Below are 22,107 nucleotides of genomic sequence, written 5' to 3'. Positions count from 1 at the left end.
GTCGATCAGCCCGCGTTGGCCGATGCCGGTGCGGACATGATGTCCGGCATCGGCAGGCGGCGCGGCTTGCTCGGGAATGCGTGGCGCAGGATGCGCCAGACCACCTGGCCGAACTGGCGCGGCAGCGAGCCGTTGTTGTAGTGCTGGCCGTAGCGGCGGCAGATGTCCTTCACTTCCTTGGCGATGGCCGCATAGCGGTTGGCCGGCAGATCCGGGTAGAAATGGTGCTCGATCTGGTGGCTGAGGTTGCCCGACAGCACGTTGATCAGGAAGCCGCCGCTGATGTTGGACGAACCGCGCAGCTGGCGCAGGTACCAGTGGCCGCGCGACTCATTGCGCAGGCACTCCTTGGGGAAGGTTTCCGATTCGGCGGTGAAGTGCCCGCAGAAGATGATCACGTAGGTCCAGATGTTGCGCAGGCCGTTGGCAACCAGGTTGCCCAGCATCACGGTGAGGAAGAACGGACCCGCCAGCAGCGGGAAGAACACGTAGTCCTTCAGCACCTGGCGGGCCATTTTCCGCGCCACCGGGCGGGTCTGCATCCACATCGCACGGCCGCTGATGCGGCCCTTCAGCCACCGGCCCAGGCGCAGGTCCTGCGCGGCCACGCCCCACTGGAACAGCAGTGCGAAGATCGGCGCGATGATCGGCTGCAGCAGGTAGAACGGCTTCCAGCGCTGTTCCGGGAAGATCCGCAGCAGGCCATAGCCGATGTCATCGTCCATGCCTCGCACGTTGGTGTAGGTGTGGTGGCGGAAATTGTGGGTCTTGCGCCAGTTGTCGGCGGTGGCAACGATGTCCCACTCGTAGGTGTTGCCATTGAGCTTGGGATCACCGGTCCAGTCGAACTGGCCGTGCATCACGTTGTGGCCCAGCTCCATGTTCTCCAGGATCTTCGACAGCGCCAGCAGCAGCGTGCCGGTGATCGCGGCCGGCCACAGCAGCGGCATCCAGAACAGCGGCGAAAATGCCGCCAGGAACAGCAGGCCACGGCCACCCACGCCGAACCAGCGCACGGCGGCGGCCACGCGGCGGATGTAGCGGGTATCGGACGCGCCGAGGCTGCCGATCACACGGTCGCGGATCGCGTCGAGTTCCTCACCGAAGGCATGCATCTCGGCAGTACTCAGGGCACGGTCGGTGGCGCGGGTCATGGCAGGCGTCCTCAGAGATCCAGGGTCAGGTCGGTGGTCGGTGCGCTCACGCAGATCCGTACCGGTTGTGCCGATTCGGACTGCAGGTCGCCGGTGCGCAGGTGGCGGGTGGCGCCACTGACGCGGTCACAGCTGCAGGTGTTGCAGATGCCCATGCGGCAGCCATGCTTGGGCTTGATGCCATGGGCTTCGAGGCTTTCCAGCAACGAGCGGCCGCGCGGCACGCTCAGCTGGCGGCCACTGCGGGCAAGGGTCAGCGACACTTCGCCTTCGCTGCTGGCGTCACGCAACGGCGCCGGCGGAGTGAATGCTTCCGCCTGGAAACCCGCAACCTGGTGCGCCAGGCGTTCGCGCGCAGCGGCAACGAATCCATCCGGGCCACAGGCCAGTACGTGGCGCTGCGCCAACGGGGTGTCATCGCCGGCCACCTGCAGATCGTGGGTATCGATGCGTGCGGCAGGCACATCACCTTCGCGGGTGGTCAGCAGGTGCACACGCAGGTTCGGCTGGCGCGCGGCCAGTGCCTGCAGCTCATCGCGGAACTGCAGCTGGGCGGCACTGCGCTCCCAGTAGAACAGGTCCACCGGCGCGGCCAGCGGGCGCTGGCAGGCTTCGCGCAGCAGGCTGCGCATCGGCGTGATGCCACTACCGGCCGCCAGCAGCAATACCGGAGCCGCGGCCGGCAGCTGGAATTCTCCGAACGCAGCCTCCAGGCGGAACAGCTCGCCCGGCTGCGCATGGTTGACCAGATGCTGGCTGACCCGGCCGCCCTCGACCGCCTTGACGGTGATCGCCAGTTCGCGCGGTCCCAGCGCAGTGGGGCTGTAGCTGCGCTGCCACAGGCGTCCTTCAATCTCCACGCCCAGGGTGACGTGCTGGCCCGCGCGCATGCCGGCCCAGTGCCGGTTGGTGCGCAGGACCAGGGTCGCCGCGCCCTCGCCGGCCGGCTCGCGCCGGACCAGGCGGGCCACCGGCTCACGCAGGGTCCACAGGGGATTGAGCTGGCCCGCCCAGAAATCGAACAGCGACGGCGAGACCCAGCGGTACGGAGAGAACAGGGATGGACGGACGACAGCGCTCATACGCGCACTATACGGGCGCACATACATCTGTGTATACATGTGTATATTGAACCGGATTGGGTATGATTCAGCCTCGCCCCACCGGAACCGCCATGGCCGCCGCCACCGTCTTGTCGACGCCTGAAGATGCCAACAGCCCGGCCCGCCGTACGGTGAGCCGCGAGGATCTGCTGGCCGCCGCCCTGAAACTGATCGGGCCGCACCGCAGCCTGTCCACGCTCAGCCTGCGCGAAGTGGCACGTGAGGCCGGCATCGCGCCGAACAGCTTCTACCGGCAGTTCCGCGACATGGACGAACTGGCCGTAGCGCTGATCGACGCGGCCGGCCGCTCGCTGCGCACCATCATCGGCGAGGCGCGCCAGCGTGCCACCTCCACCGCCACCAGCGTGGTGCGGGTCTCGGTGGAGACCTTCATGGAACAGCTGCGCGCCGACGACAAGCTGCTGCACGTGCTGTTGCGCGAAGGCGCGGTCGGCTCGGACGACTTCAAGCACGCAGTCGAACGCGAGCTGCATTATTTCGAGGAAGAGCTGCAGCACGACCTGGTGCGCCTGGCCGCACTGGATGGCGCCGTACTGCATGCCCCCGAACTGGTGGCCAAGGCCATCACCCGGCTGGTGTTCGCGATGGGTGCCACCGCCATGGACCTGCCTCCGGAGAAGGATCCGGAGCTGGTCGAACAGATCTCCACGATGATCCGCATGATCATCGTCGGCGCCCGCACGCCCGCCGCATTCCGCCGCGGCTGACGATCCGCTCCCGGGGCGGATCCCTTTCCAAAGGAAAGGGCTCTGACCCCGTCCCCACTGCCCCCACGACTATTCCATCCTCCGCCTATGACCAGCGGCAGGGTGGTCGCTGCCAGTTGTAATGTTATAACACCTGCATGATCTGACTCGACCGGCGCTCCACCCGAAATTGCTGCGGCTTCGTTATATAGCACTTGCTATATTCATAAGTCATTGCTTTCATATGCGTCAGCCAGGTCGCCCTCGCCGCCTTTCTTCCCACAAGGACGACGCCCTCATGCGCTCTATCCCCCACCGCTTCCGACGGTTGCCGCTGGCCGCCGCCATTGCACTGACCCTGCCGCTGCCTGCACTGGCCGACACTCCGAAACCGACCGAACTGGACCGTGTGCAGGTCAAGGTCAGCACCGCCACACGCAGCGAACGCCTGCTGTCGGACGTGCCGATCCGCACCGAAGTGCTGCGCAAGGAAGACATTGCGCTGCGCGCGGCCGCCGACTTCTCGCGCGCCGCCGAGTTGATCAACGGCCTGCGCGTGGAGAGCAACTGCCAGAACTGCAACACCAGCGAAGTACAGCTGCTGGGCCTGCCCGGCGCCTACAACCAGCTCCTGTTCGATGGCATTCCGCTGCTGTCCACGCTGGGCAGCGTGTACGGTCTGGAGCAGATCCCGGCCGGGTTCGTCGACCGCATCGAAGTGGTCAAGGGCGGCGGCTCGGCGCTTTACGGACCGGGCGCGGTTGCCGGTGTGATCAACCTGATTCCGCCGCTGCCGGCGCGCAGCGGTGGCCACGTGCAGGCCGGCGTGGATGTGCTGAAGGGTACGCCGCAGAAGAACGCCGACGTTCGACTGGACCTGGTCGCCAAGAACGCAGACGCCGGCCTGTCGGTGATTGCCCAGCGCAACTGGAACAGCGGCATCGACTACAACGGTGACGGCTACACCGAGATCACCCGCAAGAACCTCAAGGTCGGCGGGCTGCAGGCCTGGTACGCGCCCACGCCGGGCACGCGGCTGCGCCTGGACCTGCAGGTGACCGATGAAACCCGCCGCGGCGGCAACCGCCTGGACCAGCCAGAGTACCTGGCCAACATCGCCGAATCGCTGGATACGAAATACCGCCGCGGCAGCGTGTCGTGGGACCAGGAGATCACTGCCGACGTCGATTTCCGCCTGGCCTATGCCTTCGCCGACATCGACCGCGACAGCTTCTATGGTGGCCTGGGCGACGTGGTCACCGATCCCTCGGCGCCCGGCTATGACCCGTTGCAGCTGGACCGCAACGTGGCCGGCAGCGCGGCCTCGCGTTCGTGGCGCCAGTACGGCCGCACCCACAACCCGCTGCACTACATCGACAGCCAGTTGAACTGGCGCCGCGGCGCGCATGCGCTGGCCTTCGGTGTGCAGTACAAGCACGAGGCGCTGCGCGACGACAACCGCACCGGTGACGGGCAGCGTCTCGCGGTGCTGGAGGATGCGACCTTCCACAACCTGGGCGCCTTCATCCAGGACGAGTGGAGCCTGCGCGACAACGTCGACCTGGTACTGGGCGCACGCGTGGACAAGAGCTCGGAGCTGGACAGCGCGGTGTTCTCGCCGCGCATCGCGCTGGCCTGGCAGGCCACTCCGAACCTGAAATGGCGGGCGGGCGTCGCCACCGGTTTCCGTGCACCGGAGATTTTCGTCGAGGACGTACATGTCGATACCCTCGGTGGCGAGCAGGTGCGCGTGCGCAACACCGATGGCCTGAAAGAGGAACGCGCGTTGACCACCCTGTTCGGCTTCGACTGGCGTTCGGACCCGGCCAATCCGGTGTGGAGCTGGGATGCCACCGCCTCCCATGCACGCATCCGCGACACCTTCGCGCTGGGCGAGATCCAGCGCGGCGATGACGGCCAGCTGAGCCAGCTGCGCTACAACGCCTCCGGCTCGAACGTGCTGGGTGCGGAAACCAACCTCGGCTGGCAGCCGTCGCCGCAATGGCGCCTGACCGCCGGTGCCTCGTGGTACCGCTCGCGCTTCCGCGAACCGCAGCGCATCTTCGACGACACTGGCGACGGTGGCGATACCATCATCGAAAGCCGCGACTACCTGAAGACACCACGCTGGACCGGCCTGGCGCAGCTCAGCTGGATGCCTGCCGAACCGTGGGAAACCTTCGTCGCGCTGCGCCATACCGGGCCGATGTCGGTGCTGAACAACCGGCTGGGCGAGCTGCACCGCACGCGGTCATTCCTGGTCACCGACCTCGGAGCGCGCTGGCACCGCCATCTGGGCACGCAGGCGCAGCAGGAAGTGTCGGTGGCCGCGGGCGTCAAGAACGTGTTCGATCAGCGCCAGAAAGATCTGGAAGTGGGCGCGCTGCGTGACAGCGACTATGTCTACGGGCCGCGCTTTGCACGTTCGTGGTACGTCAACCTGCGCTATGCGTTCTGAAGCTCTGCGAGCGTTGTTGCTGGCCTGTGCCGTGCTGCTGGCCGCACCGGCGATGGCTGCGGACCTGCACGCGCAGGTTTCGGCCTCGCTGATGCGGCCGGAGCAGCGATCGCTACGGCCGATGCAGTGGTCGTCGCCGCCGAAACTGGTGGCGCTGTACTTCGGCGCCGACTGGTGTGCACCGTGCCATGCCTTCGTACCCACGCTGCGCAGCGTGCGTGATGCCCTGCGCCAAGCCGGCGCCGATACCGAAGTGGTGTACGTCAGCCAGGATGAGAGCGAGAGCGCGCTTCGCCGCTACATGCACGCGCAGGACATGCCGTGGCCGGTGCTGGACCCGCGCCGCGCCGCGCGCATGCCGGCACTGCAGGCATTGGCCGGATTGGCACCACCGAACCTGGTGCTGATCGATGCGGATGGGAAGGTGCTGGCCAACGGATGGCAGGGCCGGCGCTATGAAGGCCTGCAGCCGGTGTTGAAGGAATGGACGAGACGCGCGTGCGCGCAGCAGCAGGCGCGCTGCCCGCCTGGATTGTAGATCCACGCCATGCGTGGATGCTCCCTGTCATCGCGCGAACAGCAGCCGAGCATGGCTCGGCTCTACAGGAAACGTGGCTCAGCCGCCCTCGGCCCTGCGCACGAATGCCTCGAACAGAGCCAGTGTCTGTTCGCTGACATGGTGCTCGATGCCCTCCGCATCGCGCCGCGCGGTATCTGCGTCCACCCCCAGCGCCAGCAGGAAACGCTCCACGGTCTGGTGGCGTTGGCGGCTGGCATGGGCCAGCGCCTCACCTTCCGGGGTCAGGAACACGCCACGGTACGGCCGCTGCACCACCCAACCATCACGGGCCAGGCGCCGCAGCATCTTCGCCACCGTAGGCTGGGCCACGCCCAGACGCGTCGCGATGTCGACCTGGCGGGCCTCGCCGCCGTCGGCCAGCAGGTCCGAGATCAGCTCGACATAGTCCTCCACCAGCTCCATCCGGTGCGCCTCGCGCACTTGCCGGAAGCTCTCGACCTGGCGCTCGGCCTCGATCAAGGGGGTGCTCTTCAGCGATGTCGAATCGTCGGTCTTGCCCACGCCTGCGCCTGTCCTTCCGGGGTGATCCGGTGTTGAACCTGAATTCTGGACCAGTAAAGCGATAAAGACGATTGTTTCACATTGCTAATGACTATAGCAGGAGCTATATTCGGGCCATGAACACCCTGGCGCCCCGCGACCCTTCGGCCTCCACTCCGGCCAGCCTGGGCGCGCTCAACGCCTCGGTGGCGGTACCCGACAAGGGTCACTGGTGGTTCCGCCTGCTGGCCTTCCTCGGCCCGGGCTACATGATCTCGGTTGGCTACATGGACCCGGGCAACTGGGCCACCGACCTGGCCGGTGGTTCGCGCTTCGGCTACCTGCTGCTGTCGGTCATCCTCATTTCCAACCTGATGGCGGTGATCCTGCAGGCGCTGTCGGCACGGCTCGGCATCGCCACCGGCATGGACCTCGCGCAGGCCTGCCGCGCCCGCTACCCGAAGCCGGTGAACCTGGCACTTTGGGCGCTGTGCGAGGCGGCGATCATCGCCTGCGACCTGGCCGAGGTGATCGGCACCGCGATCGCACTGAAACTGCTGTTCGACCTGCCACTGCTCTGGGGTGCGGTGATCACTGCGCTGGATACGCTGCTGGTTCTGCTGCTGATGAACCGCGGCTTCCGTGCGCTCGAAGCCTTCGTGATCGCGCTGCTGATGGTGATCTTCGCCTGCTTCGTGGTGCAGATCGCGATGGCTGCCCCGCCAGTGATGGCGGTGCTGGGCGGATTCATTCCGCGCGCACAGGTGGTGACCGATCCGAACGCGCTGTACATTGCGATCGGCATCATCGGTGCCACGGTGATGCCGCATAACCTGTACCTGCATTCGTCCATCGTGCAGACCCGCGCCTACCCGCGCACGGATGAAGGCCGCCGCAGCGCGCTGCGCTGGGCGGTCACCGACAGCACCCTCGCGTTGACACTCGCATTGTTCATCAACGCCAGCATCCTGATCCTGGCGGCGGCGGTGTTCCATGCCAATGGCCGATTCGACGTGGAAGACATCGAGCAGGCCCACCAGCTGCTGGCGCCGATGCTGGGCGTGGGTGCGGCGGCGACCTTGTTCGCGGTGGCGCTGCTGGCGTCAGGCCTGAATTCGACAGTCACCGCGACGCTGGCCGGCCAGATCGTGATGGAAGGCTTCCTGCACCTGCGAATGCCGCCATGGCTGCGACGGCTGATCACACGTGCGCTGGCGATCATTCCGGTGGTGGTGGTGATCCTGCTGTTCGGCGACCAGGGCGCGGTGAAGCTGCTGGTGCTGAGCCAGGTGGTGCTGTCGATGCAGCTGCCATTCGCGATCATCCCGCTGGTACGGATCGTGACCGACAAGGTGACGATGGGCGCGCTGGTGGCCCCGCGCTGGCTGGGCGCGATCGCCTGGGTGATCGCGCTGGTGATTGTGGTGCTGAATGTGAAGCTGCTGGTGGATACCTTCAGCGGAGCCTGACGCCAAACCACGGACCCTGCCCCGGTAGATCCACGCCATGCGTGGATACCTTGTAGAGTCGAGCCATGCTCGACTCATCGCTCACCGCGCGAACGGCAGCCGAGCATGGGCTCGGCTCTACAAATGCAACGCGATCGCGGCTTCGATCTGCTGCGGCGACTGGAACCCGGCCAGGCGCGTGCGTTCGTCGCCGTCACGGAACAGGGACAGCGTCGGCGTCTGCCGCAGCCCCAGCTCCCTGAAGAACGCCTCACCCAGCACCTCCAGCTGCACGCGCAGCAACGTGGTGCCCTGCCCCGCGACGCTGTTGGCCACCCGGTGCAGCGACATCTCCAGCATCCGGCATCCCGGGCATTGGTCCTTGTGGAAATCCACCAGCACCCGCGGGTGCTCGGCCAGCAGCTGCTGGAACTGCTCAGGCGTGGTGGCGTCGATGATCTGCATCGTGGTTGCTCCAGTAGTGGGCCAGGATCGCATCGGTCCAGGCGTCGATGGCTGCGGCGTGACGCTCGCCATGCGGCATCTGCTCGATCTCGAGCGGCGGATAGTCGCTGCGGAAATAGCGGATCAGCCGGTGCACGGCGCCGCAGTAGTACGCCTGCCCCCACTGCGTTTCGCCGGTACCGAACACCGCCAGCTGGCGTGGCTGCTGACCGCGCTCGGCAATGCCGGCCACCCACGCCTTCATCTCCGCTGGCGTGCGCCCGGCGTTATCGGTCCAGCAGCCCAGCAGCACCAGGTCGGCCTCATCGGCCGCCAGCGGCGGTGCCTGGCGCAGGTCGTCGGCCTCCTGCCAGTGCACCGCATGACCGGCAACGCGGCAGCGCTCGGCAATCTGCCGGCCGAGTTCGCGGGTGTTGCCGCTCAAGGAGGCGACCACCATCAGGATGCTCAGCGCGGCGCCGGGCTCAGAGATCGTCGAAGCCGTTGTCGACGTTGGTCTTCTTGTAACTTGCATTGCGCATCTCGAAGAAGTCGGTCTTGGTCTCGGTGAAGTTGTCGGCGTAGGCCTTGATCCACGGCATCACGTTGTCGGTGGTGTCGCTGTACAGGCGCTCGATCCCGAGCATGCCGGCCATCTTGTTGGCGCGGTACTTCACGTAGCGCACCATCTCGTCCACGTCGATGCCATCGATGCCATCCAGCACCTCCGACGACCACTGCGTCTCAAGCTCGATGGCATGTTCGAATGACTGGTGCACATAGGCGGTCAACTCATTGGTCTGCAGCTCGTGGTTTTCACCGATGATGGCGCGGATCAGCTCGCTGATGAACTTGGTATGGGCCAGCTCGTCGCGATTGATGAAGCTGATGATCTTGCCGGTGCCGTTCATGCGGTTCTGCCGCACCATGTTGTAGAAGTAGGCGAAACCGGAATAGAAGTTGATGCCCTCCAGGATCGAGGACTGGATCAACGACTTGAGCAGGGTCTCGGCGGTCTTCTCGCGCATGAAATCGTCATACGCGCCCATGATCGGGGCATTGCGCTTGATGATGGTCGGGTGGGTGCGGGCGATCTCGAAGATCCGGTTCTGGTTCGGCAGGTCGGTGATCGAGGCCAGCACGTAGCTGTAGCTCTCGTTGTGGATCACTTCCTGCTGGCCGATGATCGCCGCGTTGGCGTGCGCGGCCGGATCGGTGATGTACTCGGCCACGTTGTAGATGAAGCGCGTCTGCGGCGAATCGAGCGTGGCCAGCAGGCCGATGATCGAGTCGTAGGCGTTCTTTTCGCGCCCTGACAGCTCGCCGTACTGGCGCGCATCCATCTTCATGTCCACTTCGTCGGGAATCCAGAAGTTGGTCGACAGCTCCTTGTAGGCCCGATAGAACGACGGGTACGGGATATCGTTCCAGTTGAGGATGCCGCTGGTCTGGCCGTTGATGATGCCGGTGCTGCGGTTGGGATGGCGTGGTTCGAGTATCTTGATGCGATCGAGGGGGGTTGCCATGGTTTATGCCTTCGTTCTCTTTCCTTCGTGTTGCCGGCCAGCGGCCGGCACTACCGTGGGCCGCCGGTGGTCAGCTTGAACACCACTCGCATTCGCTGATGTCGATGTCGTTGGAGCGCACGTAGTAGGTGGTCTTCAGGCCTTCGCGCCAGGCGCTCAGGTGCAACTCCAGCAGCGTGCTGGCGCGGATGGTGCTGGGCACGTACAGGTTGAAGCTGATCGACTGGTCGACATGGCGCTGGCGGCGCGCGTTCTGGCGCACGCTGGCGAACTGGTCGACCTTGTAGGCACCCTTCTCGTAGTACGGCCAGGTCTCCAGCGACAGACCCGGCGCCGCCACCGGCCGCCGGAAGTCCTTCTTTTCCTCGTAGTAGAACGCGCTGTAGATCGGGTCGATGGAGGCCGTGGAGCCTGCAATCTGCGCGGTGCTCATGTTCGGCGCAACTGCAAGCAGCCAACCGTTGCGCAGGCCATGTCTGGCGACTTCGCGGGCCAGGCTGTCCCAGGCCGCGCCGCTGTAGCCGCGGTCACGGAAGTAGCGTCCGTTGTGCCAATCGCTGCCGGCGAACATGGGGTAGCTGCCCTTCTCCCGCGCCAGTTGCGCGCTGGCCTGGATGGTCAGGAAGTTGATGCGTTCGTAGAGACGGTCGGCCAATGCTTCGGCATCCGGAGATTCCCACTGGATCGCCTGCTGCGCCAGCAGGTGGTGCCAACCGAACGTGCCCAGGCCGATGGCACGGTACTTGTGGTTGGTGATCGTGGCCTGCGGCACCGGCAACGCGTTGAGGTCGATCACGTTGTCGAGCATGCGCACCTGGATCGGGATCAGGCGCTCCAGCACATCGGTGGCCAGCAGGTCATCAGGTGCACTGATCGCCCGGCCGAGGTTGATCGAGGACAGGTTGCAGACCACGAAGTCACCGGCACGGCGCGTGGTGACGATCTGGTCGCCGCTGACGATCTCCTGGATCATCCGCGTCGGGCTCATGTTCTGCAGGATCTCGGTGCACAGGTTGCTGGAATAGATCATGCCCGCGTGCTTGTTCGGGTTCCTGCGATTGACCTCGTCGCGGTAGAACAGGAACGGGTTGCCGGTTTCCAGCTGGCTGAGCATGATCCGCTTGAACAGATCGATGGCCTTCACCGTGCGGCGGCTGATGCGCTCATCGGCCACCAGCTCGGCATAGCGGTCGCGGAAGCTGCCCGAACCGCGCTTCTCATCGTAGAAGTCCTGCAGGTACCAGCCCTTGGCCTGCTTCACCTCGTGCGGGTCGAACAGGTACCAGTCGGCGCGGCGTTCGACCGCTTCCATGAACAGGTCGGGCACGCACACCGAGGTGAACACATCGTGCGCGCGCAGGCGCTGGTCACCGTTGTTGAGGCGCAGGTCCATGAAGGCTTCGATGTCGCGGTGCCAGATGTCCAGGTACACCGCCACCGCGCCCTTGCGCTGGCCAAGCTGATCAACCGACACCGCCGTGTTGTTGAGCTGCTTGATCCACGGCACCACGCCGCCGGAGGAATTGGCCACGCCGCGGATCGGCGCGCCGCTGCTGCGCACGTAGCCCAGGTAGGCGCCAACACCGCCGCCGTGCTTGGACACGCGCGCGATATCGGTGTTGGAGTCATAGATGCCCTGCAGGCTGTCGTCCACCGTGTCGATGAAGCAGCTGGACAGCTGGCCGCCCACCTTGCCGGCGTTGGCCAGGGTCGGCGTAGCCACCGTCATGTACAGGTTGGACAGCGCCCAGTACGCCTCGCCGACCAGCTGCATGCGGCGTTCGCGCGGCTTTTCCTCCTGCATCAGGTACAGCGCAATGGTCAGCCAGCGCTCCTGCGGCAGCTCATAGACCTCGCGGCTGCGGTCGCTGGCCAGATAGCGCGTGGCCAGCAGGTACAGGCCGTTGTAGGCGAACAGGCGGTCGCGTTCCGGATCGATCATCTCACCGGCCTGCTGCAGCTCTTCCTTAGAATAGCAGCGCAGGATGTCGTTGCTGTAGATGCCACGATCGGCGAGGCTTTCCTGCAGGCCCACGTAGGAGCCGTACTTCAGGCTGACATCGTAGAAGCGGTTGCGGCTGGCACGCTTGTACAGGCGACGCAGGTAGATGCGCGCGGCGAACTGTTCCCACTCGGGCGCGACCAGGTCCACCCGCGATTCCGCCTCGCGGATCAGCAGATCGACCAGGTCATCGGCGCTGATGCTGGGCTTGCGCTCGACCATTGCCTGCACCACGCGGCGGTAGTCGCTCACATCCAGCTGCGGGAACTCGGCATGCACGGCATCGATGCTGCGCTGCAGCCGCTCAGCGTCGAACGGCAGGCGGCGGTTGCCGGCCTCCTTGGTGATCCAGGTCGGCACGCGCTCGCCACCAGCGCGCAAAGCGTCGGCGGCGCCGGCCAGATCGGCCGCGCGGAAGGTACTGTCGGTCATGGTGGTGAAACTCCAGGCTCGCACGCGCTTTGGCGGTCGATGCCATGGCGGCCCTGGACGCGATACCGGCGCACGGGGCAAACGGGTGGATTGCCAGGGTGCGGGAACGGAGGTCGTCGGCATCTGCCTGCGCCTGCGGCCGGTATCCGGGCCGTGGGGGCGACCTGCGTCCGCACGGTGGCGGCCGCGTCGACACGGCAAGCCTTCAGGGGCGGGCCGTGGGACGTTTGCTGCATGTCCGGCGGCGGCGGCTGACCGGGAGTGACGGCCACAACATAGTGGGGATGACTTGAACCGTCAACACAAGATGCGGTAATCACGACATGCCGCGACGATCAGTCGCAGGATGCCGTGTTGCAGCAGCGACGCCTTGTCGACATGCCCTGCGTCCCCAGTTCGGTACAACATCCACTTTCCCCGGAACACCGTCCATGCGCGCTGCCCAGTACTCCTCCTTCGGCAACCCGGCCGACGTCCTCGCCATTGCCGATGCCGCCCTGCCCGAGCCCGGTCCCGGCGAGGTGCGCATCCGCACCGTGCTGGCCTCGATCCACAACCACGACCTGCTGACCGTGCGTGGCCTCTACGGGTACAAGCCGACACTGCCTGCGATCGGTGGCAGTGAAGCACTGGGCGTGGTCGATGCACTCGGCGATGGCGTGGACGGCCTGCAGATCGGTCAGCGGGTTGCCGCCGCCTCGGTGCACGGTACCTGGGCCGAAGCGTTCATTGCACCGGCACGCATGGTGATTCCGATGCCGGAGGCGATCCCGGACGAGATGGCCGCACAGCTGATCGCCATGCCGCTGAGCGCTCTGATGCTGCTGGAGTTCCTGCACGTCGAAGCAGGCCAGTGGATCGTGCAGAACACCGCCAACGGCGCGGTCGGCAAGTCGCTGGCGATGCTGGCAAAGGCGCGTGGCGTGCATGTGGCCAACCTGGTGCGCAACGCCGCTGCCGTGGCGCAGTTGCAGGCGCTGGGCATCGATCATGTGTTCGACACCTCGTTGGACGGGTGGAAGGATCGCGTTCGTGAAGCGACCGGCGAAGCACAGGCGGCGGCCGCCGTGGATTCCATCGGCGGCGACGCCAGCGGTGACCTGGTCGACCTGCTCGGCCACAACGGCACGCTGGTGTCGTTCGGGGTGATGAGCGGCGAACCGATGCGCGTCCCGGCCGGCGGCCTGATCTACAAGGAAGCCACGGTGAAGGGCTTCTGGGGCAGCAAGGTCAGCCAGGCGATGGCGGTGGAGGACAAGCGCCGGCTGGTGGGCGAGCTGCTGAAGCGTGCTGCTGGCGGCGAGCTGACGCTGCCGGTGGAGCAGATCTTCGCGCTGGACGACATCGCCCAGGCAGCGAAGGTCGCAGGAGGCTCGGGCCGCAACGGCAAGGTGCTGCTGCGGCCGTGATGGGCTGGCATTGCCTTCTGTAGAGCCGAGCCATGCTCGGCTGCTTTCCGGTCAGTGTGCGCAGCCGAACGTAGGCTCGGCTCTACAGGAGCGTGCGGACCAAATGCTCCGCACTCCTCGCTCCGTTCATTAAGAACCTGTGCTGTATAACTGAATGCGCTTTCGTCATTGGAAGGCGCATGTACCTGCGTGCGGTACTGACGGCTCCTCCCCGTTTGGCGTTGTCGCTTCCATGTACCGCACCACCCTGAACCTGCTAGCCGGCGCCATTGCGCTGAGCCTCACCGCCGGCGCTGCCGGCGCCGCTGAATCGGCCGATACCGGCAAGGACAGCACCACTCTCGGCACCGTGCTGGTGACCGGCTCCAACATCAAGCGCAGTGATACCGCCGGGCCGAACCCGGTGCAGATCGTCAGCCGCGAACAGATCGAGCAGACCGGCCGCTCCACCCTTACCGACGTGCTGCGCAACCTGTCGGCCAATGCCGGCAACAGTTTCGATGAGCAGTACACCGGCAGCTTCGCCGCCGGCTCTGCCTCGATCGGCCTGCGTGGCCTGTCACCGAAGAACACGCTGGTGCTGGTCAACGGCTACCGCGTGTCCAACTTCGGCTTCGCACTCAATACCCAGGACACGTTCGTCGACCTCAACGCGTTGCCGATCAGCGCCGTCGAGCGCATCGAAGTGCTCAAGGACGGCGCCTCGGCGGTGTACGGTTCCGATGCCATCGCCGGCGTCATCAACATCATCCTGCGCAAGAACTTCCAGGGCGTGGAAGTGGGTGGCGGCTTCGGTGCCGCCACCGAGGGTGGCCTGAACGAACGCAAGGCCAACCTGTTGGCCGGCTTCGGCGACCTGGAGCAGCAGGGCTGGAACGTGCTGTTCGGCTTGGACCTGCTCAAGCGTGATCGCCTCGACGCCGACCAGCGCGCCTATACCCGCAGCGGCGATTTCCGCGACAAGCCCGGCGGACGCCTGGCCGGCTGGCCCACCGCCGGTGGCAACTGGCTGAGCAACCCACGCGCACCTCAGCCGTTCGCCAACTGCCCCGACGGCAGCCAGCTGCGCCCGTACAGCGACTTCGGCAGTACCCTGCCCGGCCAGGCCTGCGCCTTCAATGCGCAGCCGTTCAAGACCCTGCAGCCCGGCGCCGAGCGCCTGCAGGCCTCGCTGAGCGCGACTTACCGCTTCAATGACAGCGTCGAGGCCTTCGCCGATGTGCTGTACAGCCACAACAAGGCCGACCAGATCTTCAGCGCGCCGCTGACCGTTGGCCCCGGCCTGCGCGCGTACAACCCGGCCACCGGCACGCTGATCGACGTGCCGGCGGTGCTGCCGGTCGGCCACCCGAACAATCCGGGCAGCACGCCGCTGCCGTTCGAGTACACCTTCTTCGACCTCGGCCCGCGCCTGAAGGACAACACCCAGGTGTTCTACCGTGCACTGGCCGGCGTGCGCGGCAGCGGTGAACGCTGGGACTGGGAAGTCTCGGCGCTGACCTCGCAGAGTGCGCAGCGCGAGTACGTCGACAATTTCGTCAACCGCTACGCGTTCGAACAGATCCTGCGCGATGGCAGCTACAACTTCCTCAACCCGTCCAGCACGCCGGGGGCACTGGATGCACTGCGCCTGCAGACCAAGCGTCCGGGCTGGTACAAGCTGCATTCGTTGAACCTGAAGGCCTCGACCTCGCTGTGGGAGCTGCCGGCCGGTGCGATCAGCTTCGCCTGGGGTGCAGAGTTCCGCAAGGAATCACTGGACGCGCGCACCAGTGCACAGGTGCTGTCGGGCACCGAACTGCGCCCGGCCATCAACGTGGTGAACGGCGAGCGCCAGGTCAGCGCCGCCTACGCCGAACTGAGCGTGCCGCTGCATCGCACGCTGGAACTGCAGGTTGCGGGCCGCGGCGACCACTACGACGACTTCGGCAAGGCGTTCTCACCGAAGGTGGCGCTGCGCTGGCAACCGCTGGACAGCCTGCTGCTGCGCGGCTCGTTCTCCCGCGGCTTCCGTGCACCGTCGCTGCCGGAAATCGCACCCGGCCAGACCGTCAGCTATGGTTCGGTGATCGATCCGCTGGATCCGCTGCAGCCCGGCGGCAGCCGTGGCATCACCAACATCCGCACCGGCAACCCGGACCTGAAGGCCGAACGTTCGCGCAACTTCAACCTGGGTGCGGTGTGGTCGCCGGATGGCGATACCAGCATCGGCCTGGACTGGTACCGCATCGAGCAGGACAACCTGGTCAAGCCGGACAGCGCGCAGTTCATCGTCGACAACCCGACCCTGTTCCCGGGCCGCGTGCAACGTGATGCGCAGGGACGCATCCAGTTCATCACCAACCAGTACGCCAACCAGGGCGAGTTGACCACCTCGGGGCTGGACCTGGACGCCAGCCGTACCTTCCGTACCGACGGCTGGGGCACCTTCACCGTGGCCGGCAGCTGGACCCACCTGCTCAGCTTCAAGCAACCGCTGGTGGCCGGCCAAGCACCGTATGACGGCGCCGGCAACAACCGCCACGGCGCGCTGCCTCGCACCCGCGGCACCACCTCATTGAACTGGGCGGTGGGCGACTGGAGCAGCACGCTGAGCCTGCAGTACGTAAGCGGCTACGACCAGCGCGTGGCGACGGCGACCAGCAACCCGGGGCTGCGTGACCGCGTCAAGCCCTATCACCAGCTGGACCTGTATGTGGCGTACGAAGGGATTCCCAACACCACGCTGTCGCTGTCGGCGCTGAACCTGACCGACAAGGACCCGCCGTTCGACCCGGCTGGCGGTTCCAACGGTTTCGACATCAGCCAGTACAACCTGCGCGGGCAGTTCGTCTCGCTGGGTGCGCGCTACCGGTTCTGATTGCCACTGTAGAGCCGAGCCATGCTCGGCTGCTCTTCGGCACCACGCAGCCGAGCATGGCTCGGCTCTACAGGTCGGTGCGGTCCCGCGGTCCGCACCCACCGCATCAACGGCTCAGGTGCAGGAACTGCAGGTGCCGTTCGTACTGGCTGATGATGTCGTTGATGATCTGCTTGCGGCTGTAGCCCACCAGATCGTAATCCTGGCTGCCTTCGAACAGATGTACCTCAGCGCGGTAGTAGCGCTGATTGCGCAGCTGCTGGGCGGCGAACGACGGGGTCAGGTAGCCGCTGAGGATCACCCGGTACAGGAAGTCCTGCTGCTCGCCGTGGTTCACCGTCAGCTCCATGTCGCCGGCCTCGAAGCGGGTGGATACATCCCAACCCTGCCCGCGCAGCTGCTCGGCCACCGCCTCCATCGCCGGCTTCACCGTGTCATCCATGAAGCGGTAGACCTGGTCGCGTACCGGGAAGTGCATGGCCTGGCTCAGGCGCTGGCGCCAGCCCTGATGATGGCGATCGTCTCCGATCAAGGGCGATGGCCGGTATTGCAGCGCGCGCTTGCGGTGCGACTCGTCACTGAACGCGCGGGTCAGGCCCCACATCATCAGCAACAGGATCGCCGAGAACGGCAGCGATGCCAGCACCACCGCCGATTTCAATGCATCGATGCTGCCGGCCAGCAACAACCCGGCGGTCAGCACCGCGATCACCGTGCCCCAGAACACGCGCAGCCAGCGCGGACCATCGTCTTCGGGTGATCCACCATGCGACGACAGCGTGGACAACACCACCGCCCCTGAATCAGCGGAGGTCACGAAGAAGATGAAGCTCACCAGCACCGTCACCGCGATCACCGTGCGGCTCCACGGGTAGCCGTCCAGCAGCGCGTACAGCACCGTCGGTGGATCATCCACCGCCAGCTGCGCCAGTTGCTGCTGGCCGTGGTGGAGCACCTGGTCCAGCGCGCTGTTGCCGAAGATCGACAGCCAGGCCAGGGTGAAGCCGAGCGGGATCAGCAGCACCCCGAATACGAATTCGCGGATGGTGCGGCCGCGTGAGATGCGCGCGATGAACAGGCCGACGAACGGTGCCCAGCCGATCCACCAGGCCCAGTAGAACACCGTCCAGCCGCCCAGCCATTCCGGTCGGCCGCCATAGGCGTACACATCGAAACTCTTGCCGACCACGCTGCCCAGGTAGTCGCCCAGGTTCTGCATCAGCGTGCTGAACAGGTACTGCGTCGGCCCGGCGAACAGCATGAACAGCACCAGCGCGATCGCCAGCAGCATGTTGATGTTGGCCATCCAGCGCACGCCCTTCTCGACGCCGGACACGGCCACGGCCACCGCCGCGCCCATCATGCTGACCACCAGGATGATCTGCACCAGGTTGGAGTGCGGAATGTCGAACAGATGCGACAGACCGGCATTGAGGTGCAGCACGCCGAAGCCCATGTCGGCACCGATGCCGAATACGGTGGCGACGATGCCCAGCGCGTCCACGGTGTATCCGATCGGGCCGTTGATGCGCTTGCCGATCAGCGGGTACAGCGCCGAGCGCAGGGCCAGTGGCAGGTTGTGGCGATAGGCGAAGTAGGCCATCGCCATCGCCGCCAGCGCGAACACGCCCCAGCCGTGCAGGCCCCAGTGCAGGAACAGCAGCTGCATGGCCTGGCGCGCGCCAGCCTCGCCTGCGGCCGGATCGCCCTGCGGCGGCTGCAGGTAGTGGGTCAGCGGTTCGGACACGCAGAAGAAGAACAGGGTGATGCTGATGCCGGCGGCGAACAGCATGCCGGCCCACGAGAGGTAACTGAACTCCGGCTCGTCATGGTCGGCACCCAGCTTGATGCCACCGTACTTGGACAGCGCCACGCCCACCACGAACACCAGGTACAGGGTCATGGCCAGCAGGTAGTACCAGCCGACGTTGAGGGCGGCCCAATCCTGTGCCTTGAGCAGAAGGCGGCCCGCGCCGAGCGGGAACAGGCTGACGAACAGCGCGAACGCCACGACAATGATCGCCGCGAAGGCGAACACAGGCCGAAGGGTGCGCACCGGGGATTGTTGCGGCTCCAGTACTTCCATGGGGCGGCGTTCTCCGGTAGATCAAAGGGTTAGCCGACCGATTCTGGCTGAACCGCGCAGTGGACAGAGCATGAAGTTGCGGCCTGCGGTCGCAGGCCCGTCCGCTCATTCCGTGGTATCACGCGCGCGCCGGAGTGCCACCTTGCCCGCGCGGGCTGCGGCGCGGCCACGCACATCCTGTCCGATCACGACATTACGTGCACCGCACACAGCTTGTTGCCATCCGGGTCACGCAGATAGGCCAGGAACACCTGGCGACCGGACATGTTGCGGACGCCGGGCGGATCTTCGATGGCGGTGCCACCGTGAGCCACTCCAGCCTCCTGCCAGGCACGCACGGCCTCTGCACTGCCCAGACTGAAACCGATGGTGCCACCGTTGGCATGGCACGCTGGCTGCCCATCGATCGGCGCGGTTACACCGAACATCCGCCCATCCTTGAAGTACAGCAGCCGTCCCTTCTCGTCGAATACGCCCGCCCGCGCGTCCATCGCGGCGAACAGGGCGTCGTAGAAGCGACGTGCGGCATTCATGTCGTTCGTTCCTACGGTGATGTGGCTGAACATGCGGGCACTCCATGTGGAAAACCGCAGTGTCGATGAGCATGGGCGACTTCGCAAATCGCTGCATCATCGCCGCCCCGCTCGCGACCGGACGTGCTGCTACTTGGCGGTGCTGAGCAGCAGTACCGCCGCCGTGACCAGGGCGATGCCAATCCAGCCGATCGGCCGCAGGCGGTTACCGAACAACAGGCGGCCGCAGCTGGCGGTGCCGATCACGCCGATCGCCCCCCACATCGCATAGGCCGTGGCCAGATCCATGTAGCGTACGGCCTGGCCCAGCAGGGCGAAGGCGATCCAGACCAGGACGATCGCACCGACGCCCCAGCGCCAACGACGGAAACCTTCCGACTTGGCCACCATCATGTTGGCGGCGACGTCGATCAACGCCGAGCAGATCACGAAAAACAGGGCCAGGGTATTCATCAGTGCGCCTCCCCGAGGGTGACGCAGACGATGCCGGCCACGGCCAGCATCAGGCCGGCCAGCTGCTGCAGCGACAGGCTCTCGCCGAACACGGTGAGGCCGACCACGGTCAGCAGGGTCAGGCCGAGGCCTTCCCACACCGCGTAGGCCACGCCCACGGCGATGCGGCGCACCGACTGCGCCAGGAAGAAGTAGGACAGCGCCAGCGCGCCGGCCATGATCAGGTAGCCGGTCCAGCCGCCATCGCGGGCGGCATGGGCCATGAACGAGGTGCCGACCACTTCGGCGACGATCGCCACGGTCAGGCAGGCCCAGGCGGCGAGCGCGCCACGGGCGGCAACAGTACGGGACATGTGAAGCTCCTTGCAGGGCGGGGACCGCGCCGCCTCTTCAATGGGTCCACGGCATGCGTGGACGGTCCGGAACGCCCCGCAGACAAGGGCGACGGCGGCCAGTATCATCGCCTTTTACGGTGGTATCAAAATGGATTCCATCGACAGGAGCGATGGTTCAATGCCCTATTCCCCCGAATCCCTGCAGGCCTTCGTGGAAGCCGCCGCGCTGGGCTCGTTCTCGGCGGCGGCGCGCCGCCTGCGCAAGACGCAGTCAACGGTCAGTACCGCCATTGCCCATCTGGAGGCCGACCTCGGGGTGAGCCTGTTCGACCGCAGCGGGCGCTACCCCCGGTTGACCGAGGCCGGGCGCCAGGTGCTTGGCCATGCCCATGAAATCCTCGCCGCCGATGCCCGCCTGCAGCAGTTGAGTGTGCGCCTGGCCGCGCCGGTCGAAGCGCGGCTGACCGTGGTGTTTTCCGACGTGTACCAGCTCGATCCGGAGCAGCGCGTGCTGCAGCGCTTTGCCGAAGCATTCCCGGAGATCGAACTGGAATGGCTGGATGCCGAAGGCGATGACGTGCTGGAGCTGGTCGGCAGCGGCCGCGCCGCGCTGGGCCTGCTGCCGCGCCAGGAAACCTATCCGGATGGTCTGGTGGCACGGCCATTGGCCCATCACAGCGAGCTGTCGGTGTATGTGGCGCGCGACCATGCGCTGGCCGACGCCGGCCGTCGCGCAGCTTCCCAGCTGGCACGGTACCGGCAGGTGCGATTGAGCGCGGAGGTCGACCATGCGCGGGCGGTTACCGGGCTGGCGTGGACCGCCACCGACTACCTGATGGTGATGGAGATGGCCGAGGACGGCATCGGCTGGGCCGAGCTGCCACGCGCGCTGGTACAGCGCTACGACCGCGGGCAGCTGGTGGAACTGACGCTGCCCGGCTGGCCACGACGCATCCACAGCGACCTGCTTTGGCGCCGCGACGCGCCGCCGGGACCGGCCGCACTGTGGTGGGCCGACGCGTTGGGATGACACAAAAAAGGGGACGGAGGGGATCAAGTCGTTTGTGCCACAAACGACTTGATCCCCTCCGTCCCCTTTTTCAGTTGCCGGCCAGCGGCCGGCACTACCGGTCAACGATGGGCGAGCGCGTAATCCAGCGCCGCGCACACCGCGGCCACCTGCGCGTCGTTGCACTGCTGCGGGGTCGCCCGGGGGCTGTCCGGGTAGACCTCGGTGGTGGTAGTGAACTTCGCACCGGTGATGCCCGCGCACAGTCCGAGCTTCACCAGCGGATACTCGATCACGCCGTGGGCCACCACCGGCGAGCCGATGATCTCGCCCTTGTCGTCGGCCGGGGCGATGTGGGTCACCTTTTCCACCGCAGCGATCACCGCCTGCTGGAAGGCCGGCTGCGGGTTCTCGCTGTCATCCACCAGGTAGAAGCCATCGGGGATCAGGCCCGGCTCGAACGGCTTGCCGTCACGTGCGGCCAGCGCTGGGCGGAACTCGCTCTCGTCGCTGTCGGTGGTCTCGTGCAGGTCGATGTGCAGCACGAACTGGCCCTCGTACGGCGCGATCAGCTCGATCACTGCCGTTGATTCACGCGCCGGGCCATCGGCGCGGAAGTTGCGGTTCGGGTCGATCGCATCGAAGTTCCAGCGGTTGATGCGCTCGAAACCCCACGGGTTCACGCACGGCGCAACCAGCAGGTTGGCCTTGCCGGCATAGTCGGCGGCGTGCTTCTCGAGGAATTCCAGCGCGCCCATCACGCCGCTGGTCTCGTAGCCGTGCACGCCACCGGTGACCAGTGCGGCCGGCAGCGCCGGGTTCCAGTCGCGGCTGCGCAGGGCAAACAGGGTATAGCTCTCGCCGGCGTAGTCGAGCTGACCATAGGCCACCTTGTCGAAGCGCGATGCGAGCGACTCGATGCGCGGCAGCACCTCCTTGTCATACCGACGCAGGCGCTGCTGGCGGCCACGCCACAGCTCCCGTTCCGCCGCTCCCCACGGTTGGCCAGGGGTTCCGACGGGGTAGAAGGCGGCTTGGGACATGGCGGATCTCAGCGAGTCAGGAAACAATCGCCCACTCTATCACCG

At 66.1% G+C, this 22,107-nt stretch carries 19 protein-coding genes; 7 read left to right on the top strand and 12 right to left on the bottom strand.

All coding sequences use genetic code 11. From position 1 onward, the window contains the following. Window positions 1–5: 5 nt before the first annotated feature. On the bottom strand, window positions 6–1,154 hold the full coding sequence (locus A7X97_RS13035) for a fatty acid desaturase family protein (RefSeq protein WP_072167525.1): 1,149 nt from the start codon (window positions 1,152–1,154) through the stop codon (window positions 6–8). A gap of 11 nt (window positions 1,155–1,165) precedes the next feature. Further along, window positions 1,166–2,236, bottom strand: a complete 1,071-nt coding sequence (locus A7X97_RS13030; RefSeq protein ID WP_172412121.1) for a ferredoxin reductase — start codon at window positions 2,234–2,236, stop codon at window positions 1,166–1,168. 92 nt (window positions 2,237–2,328) lie between these two features. Between A7X97_RS13030 and fabR the strand changes: the two genes are divergently transcribed. The 3 genes from fabR to A7X97_RS13015 all read left to right on the top strand — a co-directional run bounded on the left by fabR (window position 2,329) and on the right by A7X97_RS13015 (window position 5,960). Then, window positions 2,329–2,985: an HTH-type transcriptional repressor FabR gene (fabR, locus tag A7X97_RS13025; RefSeq protein WP_005416927.1), complete on the top strand. Its 657-nt coding sequence runs from the start codon at window positions 2,329–2,331 to the stop codon at window positions 2,983–2,985. A gap of 277 nt (window positions 2,986–3,262) precedes the next feature. After that, window positions 3,263–5,422, top strand: coding sequence for a TonB-dependent receptor plug domain-containing protein (locus tag A7X97_RS13020; RefSeq protein ID WP_088496847.1), 2,160 nt, complete (start codon window positions 3,263–3,265; stop codon window positions 5,420–5,422). Next, window positions 5,412–5,960 carry a thioredoxin-like domain-containing protein gene (locus A7X97_RS13015; protein WP_111008024.1) on the top strand — a complete coding sequence of 183 codons (549 nt, stop codon included), beginning with the start codon at window positions 5,412–5,414 and terminating at the stop codon, window positions 5,958–5,960. Before A7X97_RS13020 ends, A7X97_RS13015 begins: the two co-directional genes overlap by 11 nt. A 78-nt stretch (window positions 5,961–6,038) precedes the next feature. Here the strand turns inward: A7X97_RS13015 and mntR are convergent, their stop codons facing one another. Continuing rightward, window positions 6,039–6,503 carry a manganese-binding transcriptional regulator MntR gene (gene mntR, locus A7X97_RS13010; RefSeq protein WP_005416934.1) on the bottom strand — a complete coding sequence of 155 codons (465 nt, stop codon included), beginning with the start codon at window positions 6,501–6,503 and terminating at the stop codon, window positions 6,039–6,041. 116 nt (window positions 6,504–6,619) lie between these two features. Here mntR and A7X97_RS13005 point away from each other — a divergent pair, with 116 nt between their 5' ends. After that, window positions 6,620–7,951 carry an Nramp family divalent metal transporter gene (locus tag A7X97_RS13005; protein WP_061479854.1) on the top strand — a complete coding sequence of 444 codons (1,332 nt, stop codon included), beginning with the start codon at window positions 6,620–6,622 and terminating at the stop codon, window positions 7,949–7,951. A gap of 117 nt (window positions 7,952–8,068) precedes the next feature. On the opposite strand, the gene A7X97_RS13000 is transcribed toward A7X97_RS13005, so the two are convergent. From A7X97_RS13000 to A7X97_RS12985, 4 genes are all read right to left on the bottom strand, one after another. Next, the gene (locus tag A7X97_RS13000; protein WP_005409967.1) at window positions 8,069–8,395 is read right to left on the bottom strand and encodes a thioredoxin family protein; all 327 of its coding nucleotides are present in this window, start codon (window positions 8,393–8,395) and stop codon (window positions 8,069–8,071) included. Next, window positions 8,367–8,834, bottom strand: a complete 468-nt coding sequence (locus tag A7X97_RS12995) for a flavodoxin (protein WP_088496849.1) — start codon at window positions 8,832–8,834, stop codon at window positions 8,367–8,369. Before A7X97_RS12995 ends, A7X97_RS13000 begins: the two co-directional genes overlap by 29 nt. Window positions 8,835–8,859: 25 nt before the next feature. Beyond that, window positions 8,860–9,900, bottom strand: coding sequence for a ribonucleotide-diphosphate reductase subunit beta (locus A7X97_RS12990; protein WP_111008023.1), 1,041 nt, complete (start codon window positions 9,898–9,900; stop codon window positions 8,860–8,862). A gap of 70 nt (window positions 9,901–9,970) precedes the next feature. Then, window positions 9,971–12,334, bottom strand: coding sequence for a ribonucleoside-diphosphate reductase subunit alpha (locus A7X97_RS12985; protein WP_088496851.1), 2,364 nt, complete (start codon window positions 12,332–12,334; stop codon window positions 9,971–9,973). A 431-nt stretch (window positions 12,335–12,765) separates the two neighbouring features. Between A7X97_RS12985 and A7X97_RS12980 the strand changes: the two genes are divergently transcribed. Together A7X97_RS12980 and A7X97_RS12975 are read left to right on the top strand one after the other, a co-directional pair. Continuing rightward, complete coding sequence (locus tag A7X97_RS12980; RefSeq protein ID WP_072167519.1) at window positions 12,766–13,743, top strand: zinc-binding dehydrogenase; 978 nt, start codon at window positions 12,766–12,768, stop codon at window positions 13,741–13,743. Window positions 13,744–13,975: 232 nt separating this feature from the next. Further along, the gene (locus A7X97_RS12975) at window positions 13,976–16,603 is read left to right on the top strand and encodes a TonB-dependent receptor (protein WP_088496852.1); all 2,628 of its coding nucleotides are present in this window, start codon (window positions 13,976–13,978) and stop codon (window positions 16,601–16,603) included. A 106-nt stretch (window positions 16,604–16,709) separates the two neighbouring features. Here the strand turns inward: A7X97_RS12975 and betT are convergent, their stop codons facing one another. The 4 genes from betT to A7X97_RS12955 all read right to left on the bottom strand — a co-directional run bounded on the left by betT (window position 16,710) and on the right by A7X97_RS12955 (window position 20,028). Next, complete coding sequence (gene betT / locus A7X97_RS12970; RefSeq protein ID WP_072167517.1) at window positions 16,710–18,689, bottom strand: choline BCCT transporter BetT; 1,980 nt, start codon at window positions 18,687–18,689, stop codon at window positions 16,710–16,712. A gap of 185 nt (window positions 18,690–18,874) precedes the next feature. Beyond that, window positions 18,875–19,255 (bottom strand): VOC family protein, encoded by a 381-nt coding sequence (locus A7X97_RS12965; protein ID WP_088497871.1) that lies wholly within the window; start codon window positions 19,253–19,255, stop codon window positions 18,875–18,877. A gap of 96 nt (window positions 19,256–19,351) precedes the next feature. Next, complete coding sequence (locus A7X97_RS12960; protein ID WP_072167515.1) at window positions 19,352–19,675, bottom strand: DMT family transporter; 324 nt, start codon at window positions 19,673–19,675, stop codon at window positions 19,352–19,354. Beyond that, window positions 19,675–20,028, bottom strand: a complete 354-nt coding sequence (locus tag A7X97_RS12955; RefSeq protein WP_088497872.1) for an SMR family transporter — start codon at window positions 20,026–20,028, stop codon at window positions 19,675–19,677. The genes A7X97_RS12960 and A7X97_RS12955 overlap by 1 nt, the downstream gene beginning before the upstream one ends. A 160-nt stretch (window positions 20,029–20,188) precedes the next feature. Between A7X97_RS12955 and A7X97_RS12950 the strand changes: the two genes are divergently transcribed. Beyond that, window positions 20,189–21,040, top strand: coding sequence for a LysR family transcriptional regulator (locus A7X97_RS12950; protein ID WP_088497873.1), 852 nt, complete (start codon window positions 20,189–20,191; stop codon window positions 21,038–21,040). Between the two features lie 101 nt (window positions 21,041–21,141). Here the strand turns inward: A7X97_RS12950 and A7X97_RS12945 are convergent, their stop codons facing one another. After that, window positions 21,142–22,062: a M14 family metallopeptidase gene (locus tag A7X97_RS12945; protein WP_088497874.1), complete on the bottom strand. Its 921-nt coding sequence runs from the start codon at window positions 22,060–22,062 to the stop codon at window positions 21,142–21,144. Between the last annotated feature and the right edge of the window lie 45 nt (window positions 22,063–22,107).

This window comes from Stenotrophomonas sepilia, assembly GCF_003244875.1.
GTDB classification, from domain to species: domain Bacteria; phylum Pseudomonadota; class Gammaproteobacteria; order Xanthomonadales; family Xanthomonadaceae; genus Stenotrophomonas; species Stenotrophomonas sepilia.
Note: the sequence above shows the minus strand (reverse complement) of the source record. Positions and strands in the feature narration are given on the sequence as shown.